This window comes from Streptomyces sp. NBC_00846 (assembly GCF_045207325.1).
Classification (GTDB): domain Bacteria; phylum Actinomycetota; class Actinomycetes; order Streptomycetales; family Streptomycetaceae; genus Streptomyces.
In genome coordinates this window covers 1688496-1701957 of record NZ_CP108846.1, presented here as the reverse complement: position 1 = coordinate 1701957, position 13462 = coordinate 1688496, and the positions used below count along the sequence as shown (strand labels likewise).

At 69.6% G+C, this 13462-nt stretch carries 10 protein-coding genes and 2 pseudogenes; 6 read left to right on the top strand and 6 right to left on the bottom strand.

All coding sequences use genetic code 11. The annotated features are described in order from the left end of the window. Positions 1-127: 127 nt before the first annotated feature. A complete protein-coding gene (gene ileS, locus OG936_RS07875; RefSeq protein ID WP_406493468.1) occupies positions 128-3277 on the bottom strand; it encodes an isoleucine--tRNA ligase in 3150 nt (1049 codons plus the stop codon). Between the two features lie 539 nt (positions 3278-3816). On the opposite strand from ileS, the gene OG936_RS07870 reads away from it, so the two are divergent. Genes OG936_RS07870 through OG936_RS07855 form a run of 4 tightly spaced genes read left to right on the top strand, consistent with a single transcriptional unit; the run spans position 3817 to position 6749 of the window. Further along, positions 3817-4662 (top strand): TraR/DksA family transcriptional regulator, encoded by an 846-nt coding sequence (locus OG936_RS07870; protein WP_406493466.1) that lies wholly within the window; start codon positions 3817-3819, stop codon positions 4660-4662. 58 nt (positions 4663-4720) lie between these two features. After that, on the top strand, positions 4721-5311 hold the full coding sequence (gene lspA / locus OG936_RS07865; protein ID WP_406493465.1) for a signal peptidase II: 591 nt from the start codon (positions 4721-4723) through the stop codon (positions 5309-5311). A 23-nt stretch (positions 5312-5334) separates the two neighbouring features. Then, entirely contained in the window at positions 5335-6276 is a 942-nt protein-coding gene (locus OG936_RS07860) for an RluA family pseudouridine synthase (protein WP_383750180.1), read from the top strand. Beyond that, positions 6273-6749, top strand: a complete 477-nt coding sequence (locus OG936_RS07855) for a GNAT family N-acetyltransferase (RefSeq protein WP_406493463.1) — start codon at positions 6273-6275, stop codon at positions 6747-6749. The genes OG936_RS07860 and OG936_RS07855 overlap by 4 nt, the downstream gene beginning before the upstream one ends. A 35-nt stretch (positions 6750-6784) precedes the next feature. Here OG936_RS07855 and OG936_RS07850 read toward each other — a convergent pair whose 3' ends face one another. After that, a complete protein-coding gene (locus OG936_RS07850) occupies positions 6785-7147 on the bottom strand; it encodes a hypothetical protein (protein ID WP_406493461.1) in 363 nt (120 codons plus the stop codon). A gap of 383 nt (positions 7148-7530) precedes the next feature. Between OG936_RS07850 and OG936_RS07845 the strand changes: the two are divergent. Next, a pseudogene (locus OG936_RS07845) lies at positions 7531-9075 on the top strand (Na+/H+ antiporter). A gap of 50 nt (positions 9076-9125) precedes the next feature. On the opposite strand, the gene OG936_RS07840 reads toward OG936_RS07845, so the two are convergent. Next, on the bottom strand, positions 9126-10250 hold the full coding sequence (locus OG936_RS07840; protein WP_406500355.1) for a mechanosensitive ion channel family protein: 1125 nt from the start codon (positions 10248-10250) through the stop codon (positions 9126-9128). Positions 10251-10287: 37 nt separating this feature from the next. Here OG936_RS07840 and OG936_RS07835 point away from each other — a divergent pair, with 37 nt between their 5' ends. Then, positions 10288-10866, top strand: a complete 579-nt coding sequence (locus OG936_RS07835; RefSeq protein WP_406500354.1) for a dienelactone hydrolase family protein — start codon at positions 10288-10290, stop codon at positions 10864-10866. 58 nt (positions 10867-10924) lie between these two features. Here the strand turns inward: OG936_RS07835 and OG936_RS07830 are convergent, their stop codons facing one another. The 3 genes and pseudogenes from OG936_RS07830 to OG936_RS07820 all read right to left on the bottom strand — a co-directional run bounded on the left by OG936_RS07830 (position 10925) and on the right by OG936_RS07820 (position 13435). After that, the gene (locus OG936_RS07830) at positions 10925-11956 is read right to left on the bottom strand and encodes a zinc metalloprotease (RefSeq protein WP_406493460.1); all 1032 of its coding nucleotides are present in this window, start codon (positions 11954-11956) and stop codon (positions 10925-10927) included. A gap of 286 nt (positions 11957-12242) precedes the next feature. Further along, positions 12243-12455: pseudogene (locus OG936_RS07825) on the bottom strand (alkaline phosphatase); the annotation flags it as partial. Positions 12456-12619: 164 nt separating this feature from the next. Continuing rightward, entirely contained in the window at positions 12620-13435 is an 816-nt protein-coding gene (locus OG936_RS07820) for a DsbA family protein (RefSeq protein WP_406493458.1), read from the bottom strand. Positions 13436-13462: the final 27 nt, after the last annotated feature.

The following is a 13462-nucleotide window of genomic DNA, read 5'->3' as shown; positions in this document are numbered from 1 at the left end:
TTTTGCCGTGGGTGGGTGTGGGCGTGGCGCGCGCCTGAGGCGGGACTGTTTCCATCGCGGAGGGGTTCGGATGTGCCGGAGGCCCGCCCGGAACGTGGGTTCCGGGCGGGCCTCCGAGGGGCTTGGGCTACTGCTCCGTCTTGCGCAGGCGGAACGTCAGGGCCAGGCCCTCGTCCTCGAACGGGGCGCCGTACGCCGCGTCCGCCTCTCCTTGTGCGTAGTCCAGGGCCAGGACCTCGTCCGCGATCAGGGTCGCGTGCTCGGTCAGGGCCTCCACCGTGGCGGGGGAGGCCGACGTCCAGCGGACGGCGATGCGGTCCGCGACGTCCAGGCCGCTGTTCTTGCGGGCCTCCTGGATGAGGCGGATCGCGTCACGGGCGAGGCCCGCACGGCGCAGCTCCGGGGTGATCTCCAGGTCCAGGGCGACCGTCGCGCCCGAGTCGGACGCCACCGACCAGCCCTCGCGCGGCGTCTCGGTGATGATCACCTCGTCGGGGGAGAGGGTGACCGTCTCGCCGTCCACCTCGACCGACGCCGTGCCCTCGCGCAGGGCCAGCGACAGGGCCGCTGCGTCGGCGTTCGCGACCGCCTTGGCCACCGCCTGGACACCCTTGCCGAACCGCTTGCCGAGCGCCCGGAAGTTCGCCTTCGCGGTCGTGTCGACCAGCGAGCCGCCGACTTCGGAGAGCGAGGCCAGCGAGGAGACGTTCAGCTCCTCCGTGATCTGGGCGTGCAGCTCGGGGGAGAGGGACTCGAAGCCCGCCGCCGCGACCAGGGCGCGGGACAGCGGCTGACGGGTCTTGACGCCCGACTCGGCACGGGTAGCCCGGCCCAGCTCGACCAGGCGGCGCACCAGCGCCATCCGGGTGGAGAGCGCCGGGTCGATCGCCGCGAGGTCGGCCTTGGGCCAGCCGGAGAGGTGGACCGACTCGGGGGCGTCCGGAGCGACCGGAACGACCAGGTCCTGCCAGACCCGCTCGGTGATGAACGGGGTGAGCGGGGCCATCAGCCGGGTCACCGTCTCGACGACCTCGTGCAGCGTGCGCAGCGCCGCCTTGTCGCCCTGCCAGAAGCGGCGGCGCGAGCGGCGTACGTACCAGTTGGACAGGTCGTCGACGAACGACGACAGCAGCTTGCCGGCGCGCTGGGTGTCGTACCCCTCCAGAGCCTGCGTGACCTGGTCCACCAGGGCGTTCAGTTCGCTCAGCAGCCAGCGGTCCAGGACCGTGCGGTCCGCCGGGGCCGGATCGGCCGCGGACGGCGCCCAGCCGGAGGTACGGGCGTACAGGGCCTGGAAGGCGACCGTGTTCCAGTACGTCAGGAGGGTCTTGCGGACGACCTCCTGGATCGTGGTGTGGCCGACGCGGCGCGCCGCCCACGGGGAGCCGCCCGCCGCCATGAACCAGCGCACCGCGTCCGCGCCGTGCTGATCCATGAGGGGGATCGGCTGCAGGATGTTCCCGAGGTGCTTGGACATCTTGCGGCCGTCCTCGGCGAGGATGTGGCCCAGGCAGACCACGTTCTCGTACGACGACTTGTCGAAGACCAGCGTGCCGACCGCCATCAGCGTGTAGAACCAGCCGCGGGTCTGGTCGATGGCCTCCGAGATGAACTGCGCCGGGTAGCGGCTCTCGAAGATCTCCTTGTTCTTGTACGGGTAGCCCCACTGCGCGAACGGCATCGAGCCCGAGTCGTACCAGGCGTCGATGACCTCGGGGACGCGGTACGCCTCCAGCTGGCAGTTCTCGTGCGAGCACGTGAACGTGATCTCGTCGATGAACGGGCGGTGCGGGTCGAGACCGGAGAGGTCGGTGCCGGTGAGCCCGCTGAGCTCGGCGCGCGAGCCGACGCAGGTGAGGTGGCTGTCCTCGCAGCGCCAGATCGGCAGCGGGGTGCCCCAGTAGCGGTTGCGGGACAGTGCCCAGTCGACGTTGTTGTTCAGCCAGTCACCGAAGCGGCCGTGCTTGACCGAGTCCGGGAACCAGTTCGTCTTCTCGTTCTCTTCGAGGAGCCGGCCCTTGATGGCGGTCGTACGGATGTACCAGGACGGCTGCGCGTAGTAGAGGAGCGCGGTGTGGCAGCGCCAGCAGTGCGGGTAGCTGTGCTCGTACGGGACGTGCCGGAAGAGCTTGCCGCGGGCGGCCAGGTCCTCGGTGAGCGCTTCGTCGGCCTTCTTGAAGAAGACGCCGCCGACCAGCGGCAGGTCCTCCTCGAAGGTGCCGTCGGGGCGGACCGGGTTCACGACCGGCAGGCCGTACGCCTTGCAGACGACGAGGTCGTCGGCGCCGAAGGCGGGGGACTGGTGGACCAGACCCGTACCGTCCTCGGTCGTCACGTACTCGGCGTTGACGACGTAGTGCGCCTCGGCCGGGAAGTCCACGAGGGTGAACGGGCGCTCGTACGTCCAGCGCTCCATCTCGCGGCCGGTGAAGGTCTGGCCGGTGGGCTCCCAGCCCTCGCCCAGCGCCTTCTCGACGAGCGGCTGCGCGACGACGAGCTTCTCCTCGCCGTTCGTCGCGACGACATAGGTGACGTCGGGGTGCGCGGCGACGGCGGTGTTGGAGACCAGGGTCCAGGGTGTGGTCGTCCAGACGAGGAGCGAGGCGTCACCGGCCAGCGGGCCCGAGGTGAGGGGGAAGCGGACGAAGACCGACGGGTCGACGACCGTCTCGTACCCCTGCGCCAGCTCGTGGTCGGAGAGGCCGGTGCCGCAGCGGGGGCACCAAGGGGCGACGCGGTGGTCCTGGACCAGCAGGCCCTTGTTGAAGATCTCCTTCAGCGACCACCACACCGACTCGACGTACTCGGGGTCCATCGTGCGGTACGCGTCGTCGAGGTCGACCCAGTAGCCCATCCGGGTCGTGAGCTCGGTGAACGCGTCGGTGTGCCGGGTCACGGACTCGCGGCACTTGGCGTTGAACTCGGCGATGCCGTACGCCTCGATGTCCTTCTTGCCGTTGAAGCCCAGCTCCTTCTCGACCGCGAGCTCGACCGGCAGTCCGTGGCAGTCCCAGCCGGCCTTGCGGCCGACGTGGTAGCCCTGCATGGTGCGGAAGCGGGGGAAGACGTCCTTGAAGACGCGGGCCTCGATGTGGTGGGCGCCGGGCATGCCGTTGGCGGTGGGCGGGCCCTCGTAGAAGACCCACTCGGGGCGGCCCTCGGACTGTTCGAGGCTCTTGGCGAAGACCTTGCTCTCGCGCCAGAAATCGAGCACGGCGTGCTCCAGCGCGGGCAGGTCGACCTGGGCGGGTACCTGGCGGTACTGCGGCGATGTCATGGGCGGACTTCCTCCGGCGGACGTTTTCCACTTCCGTCGGAGGGACGAGAGCCTCATCGACTCCCGCGGTACCACCCTCCTTGGCCCCGGGCATGTGCCCGTGACCCCCTCATTGGGGTCGCGATGCCGGTTCTACTTGCCCTGCGGCGTTCTTCCGACGGCTCCGGGTGATCTTCACGACGCGCTCGCCCCCGGGCTTCCACCGTCCCCGGGTCGCTCCTGGCTGCGTACGACGCTACTCGTCCCATCCACGCCTCTCGCTCAGGCCAGTGTACGGGCCCGTACGGGCGACGGCCGACCGGTTTAACCCGTGGGGCGGGGCGTGACCCGATTGGGCAGACGCGTACGTACGGACTCCGGGCGGGCGGCCGGAGGCGGATTACCCGGCGCGGAGCTGGGCACAACGGATTCAGGCGCGTCGGCATCGGACACGGGGAGGGGCGATCCGGCGGCGTGCCCCGTTGCCGCGGCGCTGGGGTCGATTTATCGTCCCAGCACGATTCGCGTGCAAGATCACAATATGTGAAGGGGCCGCGGCCATGGTGGTGAAGAAGACTGCCGAGAAGAAGTCGGCGTCGGCGGAATCCACGGGTGCGGCGGCCGGAAAGAAGACGGCCGTGACGGAAACGGCCGTGAAGAAGGCGGCGAAGAAGGCTGCTGTGAAGAGGGCTGCTGTGAAGAAAGTGGCTGAGAAGAAGGTGCCGGCAAGGAAGGCCCCGACCGGCAAGGACGCGGAGAAGAAGACCGCAGCCAGGAAGAAGGCGGTGCCCGCCGCACACGTGGGCGCCGGGCACACGGAGCCGGCCAAGAAGACAGCTGCGAAGAAGACCGCGGCCAAGAAGGCCGCGGCGGCCATGGTGGCGGCCGAGGCCGCCGAGCAGACGGGAGCCCACACGGTGGTAGCCAAGAAGAGCGCGGCCCGGACCCGCACGGCCGGCAAGGGCGCGGCGCCCGTGCCCCCGACCCGTGGAGTCGTCACGACAGCCCCCGGCGAGCTGGCGGTCCGGCCGGGCGAGGATCCCTGGACGCCGCAGGAGGTCGAGGAGGCCCGGGCTCTGCTGAGCAGCGAGATCATGCGGCTGCGCAGTGAGCTGGAGGCAGCGGGTGCCGCGCTCGCCGGGCTGATGCGTGACTCCGGCGACGGGGCGGGTGACGACGAGGCGGACACCGGCACCAAGAACATCACCCGCGAGCACGAGATGTCGCTCGCCGCCAACGCCCAGGAGATGCTCGACCAGACCGAGCGGGCGCTGGCCCGCCTCGACGCCGGGACGTACGGACTGTGCGAGATCTGCGGCAATCCGATCGGCAAGGCACGGATGCAGGCGTTCCCCCGGGCGACGCTCTGCGTCGAGGACAAACAGAAGCAGGAGCGTCGCGGTTGATCCGGGGCCGTGTGTCGTACCCTCGTCCTCAGTCAGGAACCTAGGTTGAGGGATTCACGTGGCAGAGGCGGAGCGCATCATCGGTACGCCGGACATCCCCGATGCTGAGGGGACCGAAGGGGACGAGGTCGAGGGCCGGGGCGAGGAGACGGCCCTCAGCAGGGGCAAGCGGAAGATCATGGTGCTCTTCGGCGTGGCCGTCTTCGCCTATCTGCTCGACCTGATCAGCAAGATGATCGTGGTCGCGAAGCTGGAGCACCACCCGCCGGTCGAGATCATCGGCGACTGGCTGAGGCTCGACGCGATCCGTAACGCGGGCGCCGCGTTCGGAATCGGCGAGGCCTACACGATCATCTTCACCTTCATCGCGGCGACGGTCATCGTGGTGATCGCACGTCTCGCCCGCAAGCTCTACAGCCTGCCGTGGGCCATCGCGCTCGGCCTGCTGCTCGGCGGTGCGCTCGGCAACCTCACCGACCGCATCTTCCGCGCTCCCGGCACCTTCCAGGGCGCGGTGGTGGACTTCATCGCGCCCGCGCACTTCGCCGTCTTCAACCTCGCCGACTCCGCGATCGTCTGCGGCGGCATCCTGATCGTGATCCTTTCCTTCAAGGGCCTGGACCCCGACGGCACCGTGCACAAGGACTAGCGGGCGCAAGGCATACTCGACAGGTGAGTACGTATCCCGAGGTCCGCACCCTGCCCGTACCCGACGGTCTGGAAGGCGAGCGTGTCGACGCCGCCATTTCCCGGATGTTCGGTTTCTCCCGCACCAAGGCCGCCGACCTGGCCGCTGCCGGGAAGGTACAGGTGGACGGTGCGGTGGTCGGGAAGTCCGAGCGGGTACGGGGCGGTGCCTGGCTGGAAGTCGAGATGCCGCAGGCGGCCGCTCCGGTGCAGATCGTCGCCGAGCCCGTCGAGGGCATGGAGATCGTGCACGACGACGACGACATCGTCGTGATCGTGAAGCCGGTCGGGGTCGCCGCCCACCCGAGCCCCGGCTGGACCGGCACGACCGTCATCGGCGGTCTCGCCGCGGCCGGGTACCGGATCTCGACGTCCGGCGCCGCCGAGCGCCAGGGCATCGTCCACCGCCTCGACGTCGGCACCTCCGGCCTGATGGTCGTCGCCAAGTCCGAGCGGGCCTACACCCTGCTGAAGGCGCAGTTCCGCGACCGGGTCGTCGAGAAGAAGTACCACGCGCTGGTGCAGGGCCACCCGGACCCGATGAGCGGCACCATCGACGCCCCCATCGGGCGCCACCCCCAACACGACTACAAGTGGGCCGTCACGGCCGAGGGCAAGCCCTCCGTGACGCACTACGACCTCATCGAGGCCTACCGCTCCGCCAGCCTCCTGGACATCAAGCTGGAGACGGGCCGCACGCACCAGATCCGGGTGCACATGTCCGCGCACCGGCACCCCTGCGTCGGTGACCTCACCTACGGCGCCGACCCGACGATCGCCAAGCGGCTCGGCCTGACGCGGCAGTGGCTGCACGCCGTCCGGCTCGGCTTCGAGCACCCGTCCGACGGCGGCTGGGTGGAGTTCGCCAGCGTGTACCCGGACGACCTCCAGCACGCCCTGGACACGATCGCGGCGGAGAGCGAATGACCGGCACGCCCGCTCCGTACACCACCCGTACCGTCGTCGACGAGCAGGACCGCGCCGCCTGTTTCCAGGTCCGCAAGGACGTCTTCGTCGGTGAGCAGAACGTGCCCGAGGAGATCGAGTACGACACCCACGACGCGGACGCGGTGCATGTGATCGCCGTCGCGGCGGACGGTTCGCCGCTCGGCACCGGGCGGCTGCTGCACGGCCCCGCCGCAGCCGACAGGACCGGTGGCGATCCCACCGTCGGCTCGCTCGGCCGGCTGGCGGTGATCAAGCGGGCGCGCGGTCTCGGCGTCGGCGTGGCGCTGGTCCGGGCCATCGAGGACGCGGCCCGGGACCTCGGCCTGGCGGCCGTCGACCTGCACGCCCAGACCCATGCGCTCGGCTTCTACGAGCGGCTCGGGTACGCGGCGTACGGCCCCGAGTTCCCGGACGCGGGGATCGCGCACCGGGCGATGCGGCGCGCCCTGTAGCCGACGGCCGTACCCGTGGAGCCGGGCGGACCGGTTCAGTCCGGCAGGCCCCAGCGCGTCCACGTCCCGTTCGACGGCACGTCGCGCGGGACCGTCCCTTGGTGGCGCGTGCCGTGCGGGGTGACCACCGCCGTGCCACCGCGCGGCAGAGCGACCGTGATCCGGCCGGGACCGGTATGCCGTCGGCGCAGCGGGCGTCCGTGCGCGTCCTGTACGTCGATCCCGCTCGTGATGGAGTGGTCCGGGGTCAGCGGGACGCCCGCCTCGCTGTGCACCCGTACCCAGCGCGTGGCACCGCCGGAGCGGTCCGCGTCCACGAGGAAGGCGCCCTGGACGCACCGCGACGCGATCGACGCGTCCACCAGCCGGTCGGGGTCGGTGGTGAGGGTGCGGTCCACGGCTCGTAGCACGTCGGTCGTCGCCCGGGAAACCTGGCCGGGGAAGCGGTACACGAGGTGTGCGGCGAGCAGCCGGCCGGCGCCTTCGCGCCGCTCGCGCCAGGCGGTGGTCCAGCCGCCGCCCGCGAGCAGCGGCTGCTCGACGAGCCGTCGCCGACGCGCGGGTCCGGGGTGGGCGTGTAGTCCTCCCTGAATGACGCACGCCGCATACTGCCTGCCGCGGGGAGGTTACGGAAGGGTGACGGCATAGACATCGGAGGAATGGTTGCTCAGGGAGGCGATATAGAGCGGGTGTTGTCTGGATTGCGGGCCTTGCGTGGCAGGCTTGAAGCCCAGGTCGGCCGGCCAAAGAGGCCGGCTCACCGTGTTCCGGAAGGCACCTCGTGGAGCAAATGGCCCTGCTCCTCCTGCTGTTGCTCGGAGCCTTGGTCACGGTGCCACTGGGGGAGCGTCTCGGACTGCCCGCGCCAGTGCTGATGACGCTCGCCGGAGTCGGCATGGCGTTCCTCAGCTTCGTGCCGAATGTGAACATCCCGCCCGAGATCACTCTTCCCGCGCTGCTGCCGCCGCTGCTCTACGCCTCGGTGCAGCGCACCTCCTGGCGGCAGTTCGCCGCCAATAAACGACCGATCTTTCTGCTGGCCGTCGCGCTGGTCTTCATCACGACGGCCGCCGTCGCCGCGGTGGCCAACGCGATCGTTCCCGGGCTCCCGATCGCCGCCGCCGTGGCGCTCGGCGCGCTCGTCGCCCCGCCCGACCCGGTCGCCGCGACGGCCGTCGCGGGCTCGGTCGGGCTGCCGCGCAGGCTCGTCTCCATCCTGGAAGGCGAGGGGCTGTTCAACGACGTGACCGTGATCGTGCTGTACTACGTGGCGCTCGGGCTGCTGATCCTCTCCGCGGTCGTCGCCGTGGTGGTGGGTCTCGTGCTCGGCTGACTCACCATCAAGCTCATGGGCCTGCTCGGCGATGCAACGCTCCAGGTCGGCCTCACCCTGCTGGTGCCGTTCGTGAGTTACGTGCTCGCGGAGGAGCTGATGGGGTCGGGCGTCCTCGCCGTCCTCACCACCGCGCTCTTCCTCGCCGAGCACACCGCCGACGCCGACGACGTCCTCGGCCGGCTCACCGGCCGTTCCTTCTGGGAGATCGTCGACACCCTCGTCACCGGGGTCGCGTTCGGGCTGATCGGTCTCGAACTGCACAACGTCTTCGGCGCAGCCGGCGGTCGCGAGCTCCAGATGCTCGGCCGGGGACTGGCCGTCGTAGCGGTCGTCGTCGGCGTACGGCTGCTGTATCTGCTGCCCGCGACCTGGCTCGCCAAGCGGCTGCACACCCGGCGCGACGTCAGCGAGGAGATCCCGACCAGCTGGCGGGAGACCGTCGTCATGTGGTGGGCCGGGATGCGCGGAGTGGCCTCGGTCGCGCTGGCACTCGCGATTCCGCTGAAGACGGACGACGGGAAGCCGTTCCCGGGCCGTGACGAGATCGTCTTCATCGCCTTCGCGGTGATCATGGTCACGCTGGTCCTCCAAGGACTCACTCTGCCGTGGCTGGTCCGCAAGCTCCGTGTCCGGGCGGACACGGACGCCGAGGAGACGCTGGAGAAGGACCTCGCGATCCGCGCCGCGAAGGCCGCGAAGCAGCGGCTCAAGGAGATCCAGGAGGTCGAAGAGTTCCCGGAGGAGGTCGCGGAGCGGCTGCATCGGCTCGCGTACGACGTGGGGGCGCGGATCAGCCCCGACATGGTCGACGACGAGCGCCGCGAGGCGTACGCGAAACGCGCCGAGCGCTTCAAGGCGATCAGCCGTGTCCAGCGCGAAATGATGTCGGCCGCCCGCCACGAGGTGCTCTCCGCCCGCAACGAGGCGGGTACGGACCCGGAGGTCGTCGACCGGGTGCTGCGGCAGCTGGACGTACGCAGCCTGCGGTGAGGCGGCGCCCCATCGGGCGGCGCCCCATCGGGCGGCGCCCCGCCGGGCGGTCAGCCGCGTCCCGTGCGGGGCGACTTGTCCCAGCCCGTCGGCTTCTCGTCCGTGGGGTGGGGCGAGTTGGGCCACTCACCGCCCGGCGGAAGTACCGCGGGAGCCGTCGCGATCCGCGGCAGCGCGTACGGGTGGTGATCGCGCAGCCAGCCGATGAGCTGCTCCCGCACGGCACAGCGCACCGTCCAGATGTCGTCCGCGTCCTTGGCCGTGACCACCGCGCGGACCTGGATCGTCGACGGTGTGGTGTCCGTGACCGCCAGGGACCAGTTACGGCCGTCCCAGGCGGCGCACTCGCCCAGGATGTCCCGCAGCTGCTCGCGCATCGCGGCGACCGGGGCCGAGTGGTCGAGGTGGAAGAAGACCGAGCCGGTCATCTGCGCGCCGCCCCGCGACCAGTTCTCGAACGGTTTGCTGGTGAAGTACGAGACGGGCATCGTGATCCGCCGCTCGTCCCAGGTCCGTACCGCGAGGAAGGTCAGGGTGATCTCCTCGATCGTGCCCCACTCGCCGTCCACCACCACCGTGTCGCCGATCCGTACCATGTCGCCGAACGCGATCTGCAGCCCCGCGAAGAGATTGCCGAGCGTCGACTGGGCCGCGATGCCCGCGACGATGCCCAGCACACCGGCCGAGGCCAGCATCGAGGCGCCGAACGTCCGCATCGCGGGGAACGTCAGCAGCATCGCGCCGACGGCGACCGTCGCCACGATCGCGGTGACCACCCGCTGGATCAGCATCACCTGCGTACGGACCCGCCGCACCCGCGCCGGATCGCGGGTGCTCGCCGCGTACCGGGCGTAGACGGAGTCGACGACGGCCGTCGCGATCCGCACCACCAGCCAGGCAGACGCTCCGATCAGCACCAGCGTCAGGAACTGGCCGATCCCCGCCCGGTGGTCCCTGACCATATCGAGCCGGCTCTGGGTGTACGTGCCCCGCAGCAGCGCCGCGCACAGCGTCAGCTGAAGCGGTATCCGGCAGTGCCGCAGCAGACCCCACAACGGCGTCTCGTGGTGCCGGCCGTCGGTCCGTCTGAGCAGCAGGTCGACCAGCCAGCCGGCCAGCAGCGTGATCACGACCGAGCCGCCGACGACGATCAGCGGACGCAGCACGCTCTCCATTCCGTCGTTCTCCATGCTTCCGACCGTAACTGGCACCATGGGCCTCATGAACATCATGCTTTTCCACTCGACGTACGGTCTGCGCCCGGCGGTGCACGCGGCCGCCGCACGGCTGCGTGCCGCCGGGCACGAGGTGCAGGTGCCCGATCTCTTCGAGGGGCACACCTTCGAATCCGTCGAGGAGGGCCTGGCCTTCAAGGAGGAGGTGGGCAAGGACGAACTGCTCAGGCGGGCCGTGCTGGCCGCCGCGCCCTACTCGGACCGGGGTCTGGTGTACGCCGGATTCTCCTTCGGCGCCTCCACCGCGCAGACCCTGGCGCTCGGCGACGAGAAGGCGCGCGGTCTGCTGATGTTCCACGGCACCTCGGACATCGCCGAGAACGCCTCGGTGGACGAGCTGCCCGTACAGCTGCATGTCGCGGACCCGGACCCGTTCGAGACGCACGACTGGCTGAACTCCTGGTATCTGCAGATGCAGCGGACCGGCGCCGATGTCGAGATCTACCGCTACCCCGGCGCCGGCCATCTGTTCACCGATCCCGAACTGCCGGACCACGACTCGGCATCGGCCGCGCTGGCGTGGAAGGTCGCGCTGGGTTTCCTCGCCACGCTGTGACCGCGAACGCGCCAAGGACCCCGCACCGAGCGGGGCCCTTGGAGCGGTACGGGGTGGATCAGCCGCGGTAGGCGGTCCAGCTGTCGCTCATCCGCTGCACCTGACCCGGAGTGAACTGGGTCATGCAGGAGTCGTACGTGTAGTCCATGAAGTTGTGGATCGGGTCGACCCCGGCCTTGCTGGTGCAGGTGTCGCGCCCGGTCGGGCAGGCGTACGCGGGGCTCGCCTCGGCCGGAGTGTCGGCTACGTAGTCGCCGTTGCCGTTGCAGCCGCCCTGGAAGGTGTGGTAGAGCCCCATCCAGTGGCCGACCTCATGGGTGGCGGTGTCGCCCTCGTTGTAGTTGGTGGCCGAGCCGCCGGGCAGCGAGGCATCGAGCATGACGACGCCGTCGTCCGACGGGTTGGACTTGTAGGAGCTGGGGAAGGTGGCCCAGCCCAGCAGACCGCCGCCGAGGTTGGCGGTGTAGAGGTTGAGCGCGTTCGCGCCGCCCTTGCGCAGCGCCGACTTCATGGCCTTCTCGGCGGCGGAGCCCGGCGAGACGCCGTTGTACCAGGAGCCGTTGTCCGTGTAGTCCGTGCCGGCCAGCGAGAACCGGAAGCCGGAGTTGGTGTTGCCGCTGCCCTGGCCGCTGTAGGCGGCGTTCAGGACGCTGATCTGGCTGTTGATGGCGGACGCGCTGAGCTTGCCGGTCGTTCCGGAGTGCACCACGTGGAAGTACACCGGGATGGTGGCGCCCGCGGCGAGCGTGGAGCCGCTGAGCCGGCGGTCCGCGAGTCTCTCCTTCAGCTGGGTGTCCATGGCCTTGGCCTGGGCCGCGGTGAGTTCGTTGGGGTCCGCGGCGTGCTTGGTGCCCGAGGGGCGGGCCTCGCGCGCGGTGGCGGAGGTGCTCGCCTCGCTCGCGCACTTCTCGGCGGATGCGGCGGTTGCGGCGGAGACGGCTGAGGCAGTGGATGCCGAGGAGGTGGACGACTTCGCGACGGCGGAGCCGGAGGACGCGGAGAGCGGTGCCAGGGCCAGGGTTCCGGCCAGAACAGCGGTGCCGATCGCACGGTTACGTATACGCGGTGATATACGGGCAAGAGTGCGCACAGGGACTCCTCGCGGACGTGTGGGGGGAGGGATTTCCTCGCCCGCCGCCGGGAGATTACGTGCACATGTCAGATGCTGAGGAGGGTCGATCAAGCCCAATCGGTCGTGGGGCAAAACGGGGAAACGGGAATAAATAATTCTGCACGTTCCAGAGTTTGAGACGCCCACGTAACGTGCCGCGTTACCCCGGCGGGTGGTGTGTCCCCATTGGAGTCGGGGGACACACCACCCGCCGTAGCGATGTAATGTGCCGTCAACACGGGCCGGAGTGGCCGAGAACAGCCCCTCAGTGCACCGGACGGTCCACCCGCTCGACCTTCTGCGTCCCGCTGAGCGTCCGGTGCGAGCGCGTCCACGCGGAGGTCGGGTCCCGCTTCGTTTTGTCGGAGACGGCGTAGTAGTCCATCTGCGAGCGCTCGGTGGTCACATCGAGGACGCCGTAGCCGTGCGAGTCCATGTCGGCCCGCTTCACATGGCGGTTGGCGGCCTTGACGACCGTGCGGCGGCTGGGGGGCGGACAGCGGCGAGGAGAGGTGTCGACCGGTCATGGGGCAGGACCCTGCTGAGCGTTAAGCCCGACGGGCAGGCGAACCAAGGAAGTTCGCCTGCCCGTCGGAGACCCGCTGCCGGGGGTTCGCCGCCCGGCCTGGACCGGGAAGGCGGTCAGCCCTTCAGCGCGGCGTCGATCGCGGTGGTGAAGTCGTCCACCGTCATCGGAGCGTTCTCGCTCTTTCCGTCGGTGAGCGCCTTGCCGTCCATCTTCAGCGTCGGAGTGCCCCTCACGCCGCTCTTTTCGAACGCCGCGGACATCTTCATCGCCCAGCTGTCGTACGTACCGTCCTCGACGTCCTTCTGGAACGCCTTGTTGCCCTTCAGTGAATCCACCGAGTCGGCGATCTTGATCAGATACGCGTCGTCCTTGAACTTGTCGTCGGTCTCCTCCGGGTGGTACTTCGTGGAGTAGAGCGCGTACTTGTAGTCGAGGAAGGCCTCCGGGCTGACATTGAGCGCCGCGCCGAGGGCGCTCAGCGCGTTCTTCGAGCCCTCGCCGTTGCTCATGTCGTCGATGAACGTGGCACCGATGTACTTGATCTTGTACTTTCCGGCGTCGACGTCCTTGTGCACCGTCTCGCCGATGGCCTGCTCGAACGTGCCGCAGATCGGGCAGCGCGAGTCCTCGTACAGCTCCAGGGTCTTCTTGGCGGTCGGCTTGCCGATGACGACGGTCGTGCCGTCCTTGCCCGAGGTGTTCCTGGGCGCCGTGACGTTCTTCGCGTCCTTGGCCGCCTCCCACTGGGACGGCTTGTTCATCTGCATGACACCCCAGCCGACGGCGCCCGCGATCGCCAGCACGCCGACGATCGAGACGCCGACGAGGATCTGCCTGCGGGTCTTGTCCTTCTTGGCCTGGCGCTCGCGCTCGGCGCGCAGACGCTCGCGGGCCGCCGACTTGTTGGCCTGGCTGTTGCGATTGCTCATGTTCGTCTCTCCTGGATGTGGGTGGTA

What these genes read in the sequence shown, in the direction of transcription:
- ileS (WP_406493468.1), bottom strand. Translation starts at nt 3,277, where the DNA reads ATGACATCGCCGCAGTACCGCCAGGTACCCGCCCAGGTCGACCTGCCC.
- OG936_RS07870 (WP_406493466.1), top strand. Translation starts at nt 3,817, where the DNA reads ATGGTGGTGAAGAAGACTGCCGAGAAGAAGTCGGCGTCGGCGGAATCC.
- OG936_RS07855 (WP_406493463.1), top strand. Translation starts at nt 6,273, where the DNA reads ATGACCGGCACGCCCGCTCCGTACACCACCCGTACCGTCGTCGACGAG.
- OG936_RS07840 (WP_406500355.1), bottom strand. Translation starts at nt 10,250, where the DNA reads ATGGAGAGCGTGCTGCGTCCGCTGATCGTCGTCGGCGGCTCGGTCGTG.
- OG936_RS07835 (WP_406500354.1), top strand. Translation starts at nt 10,288, where the DNA reads ATGGGCCTCATGAACATCATGCTTTTCCACTCGACGTACGGTCTGCGC.
- OG936_RS07820 (WP_406493458.1), bottom strand. Translation starts at nt 13,435, where the DNA reads ATGAGCAATCGCAACAGCCAGGCCAACAAGTCGGCGGCCCGCGAGCGT.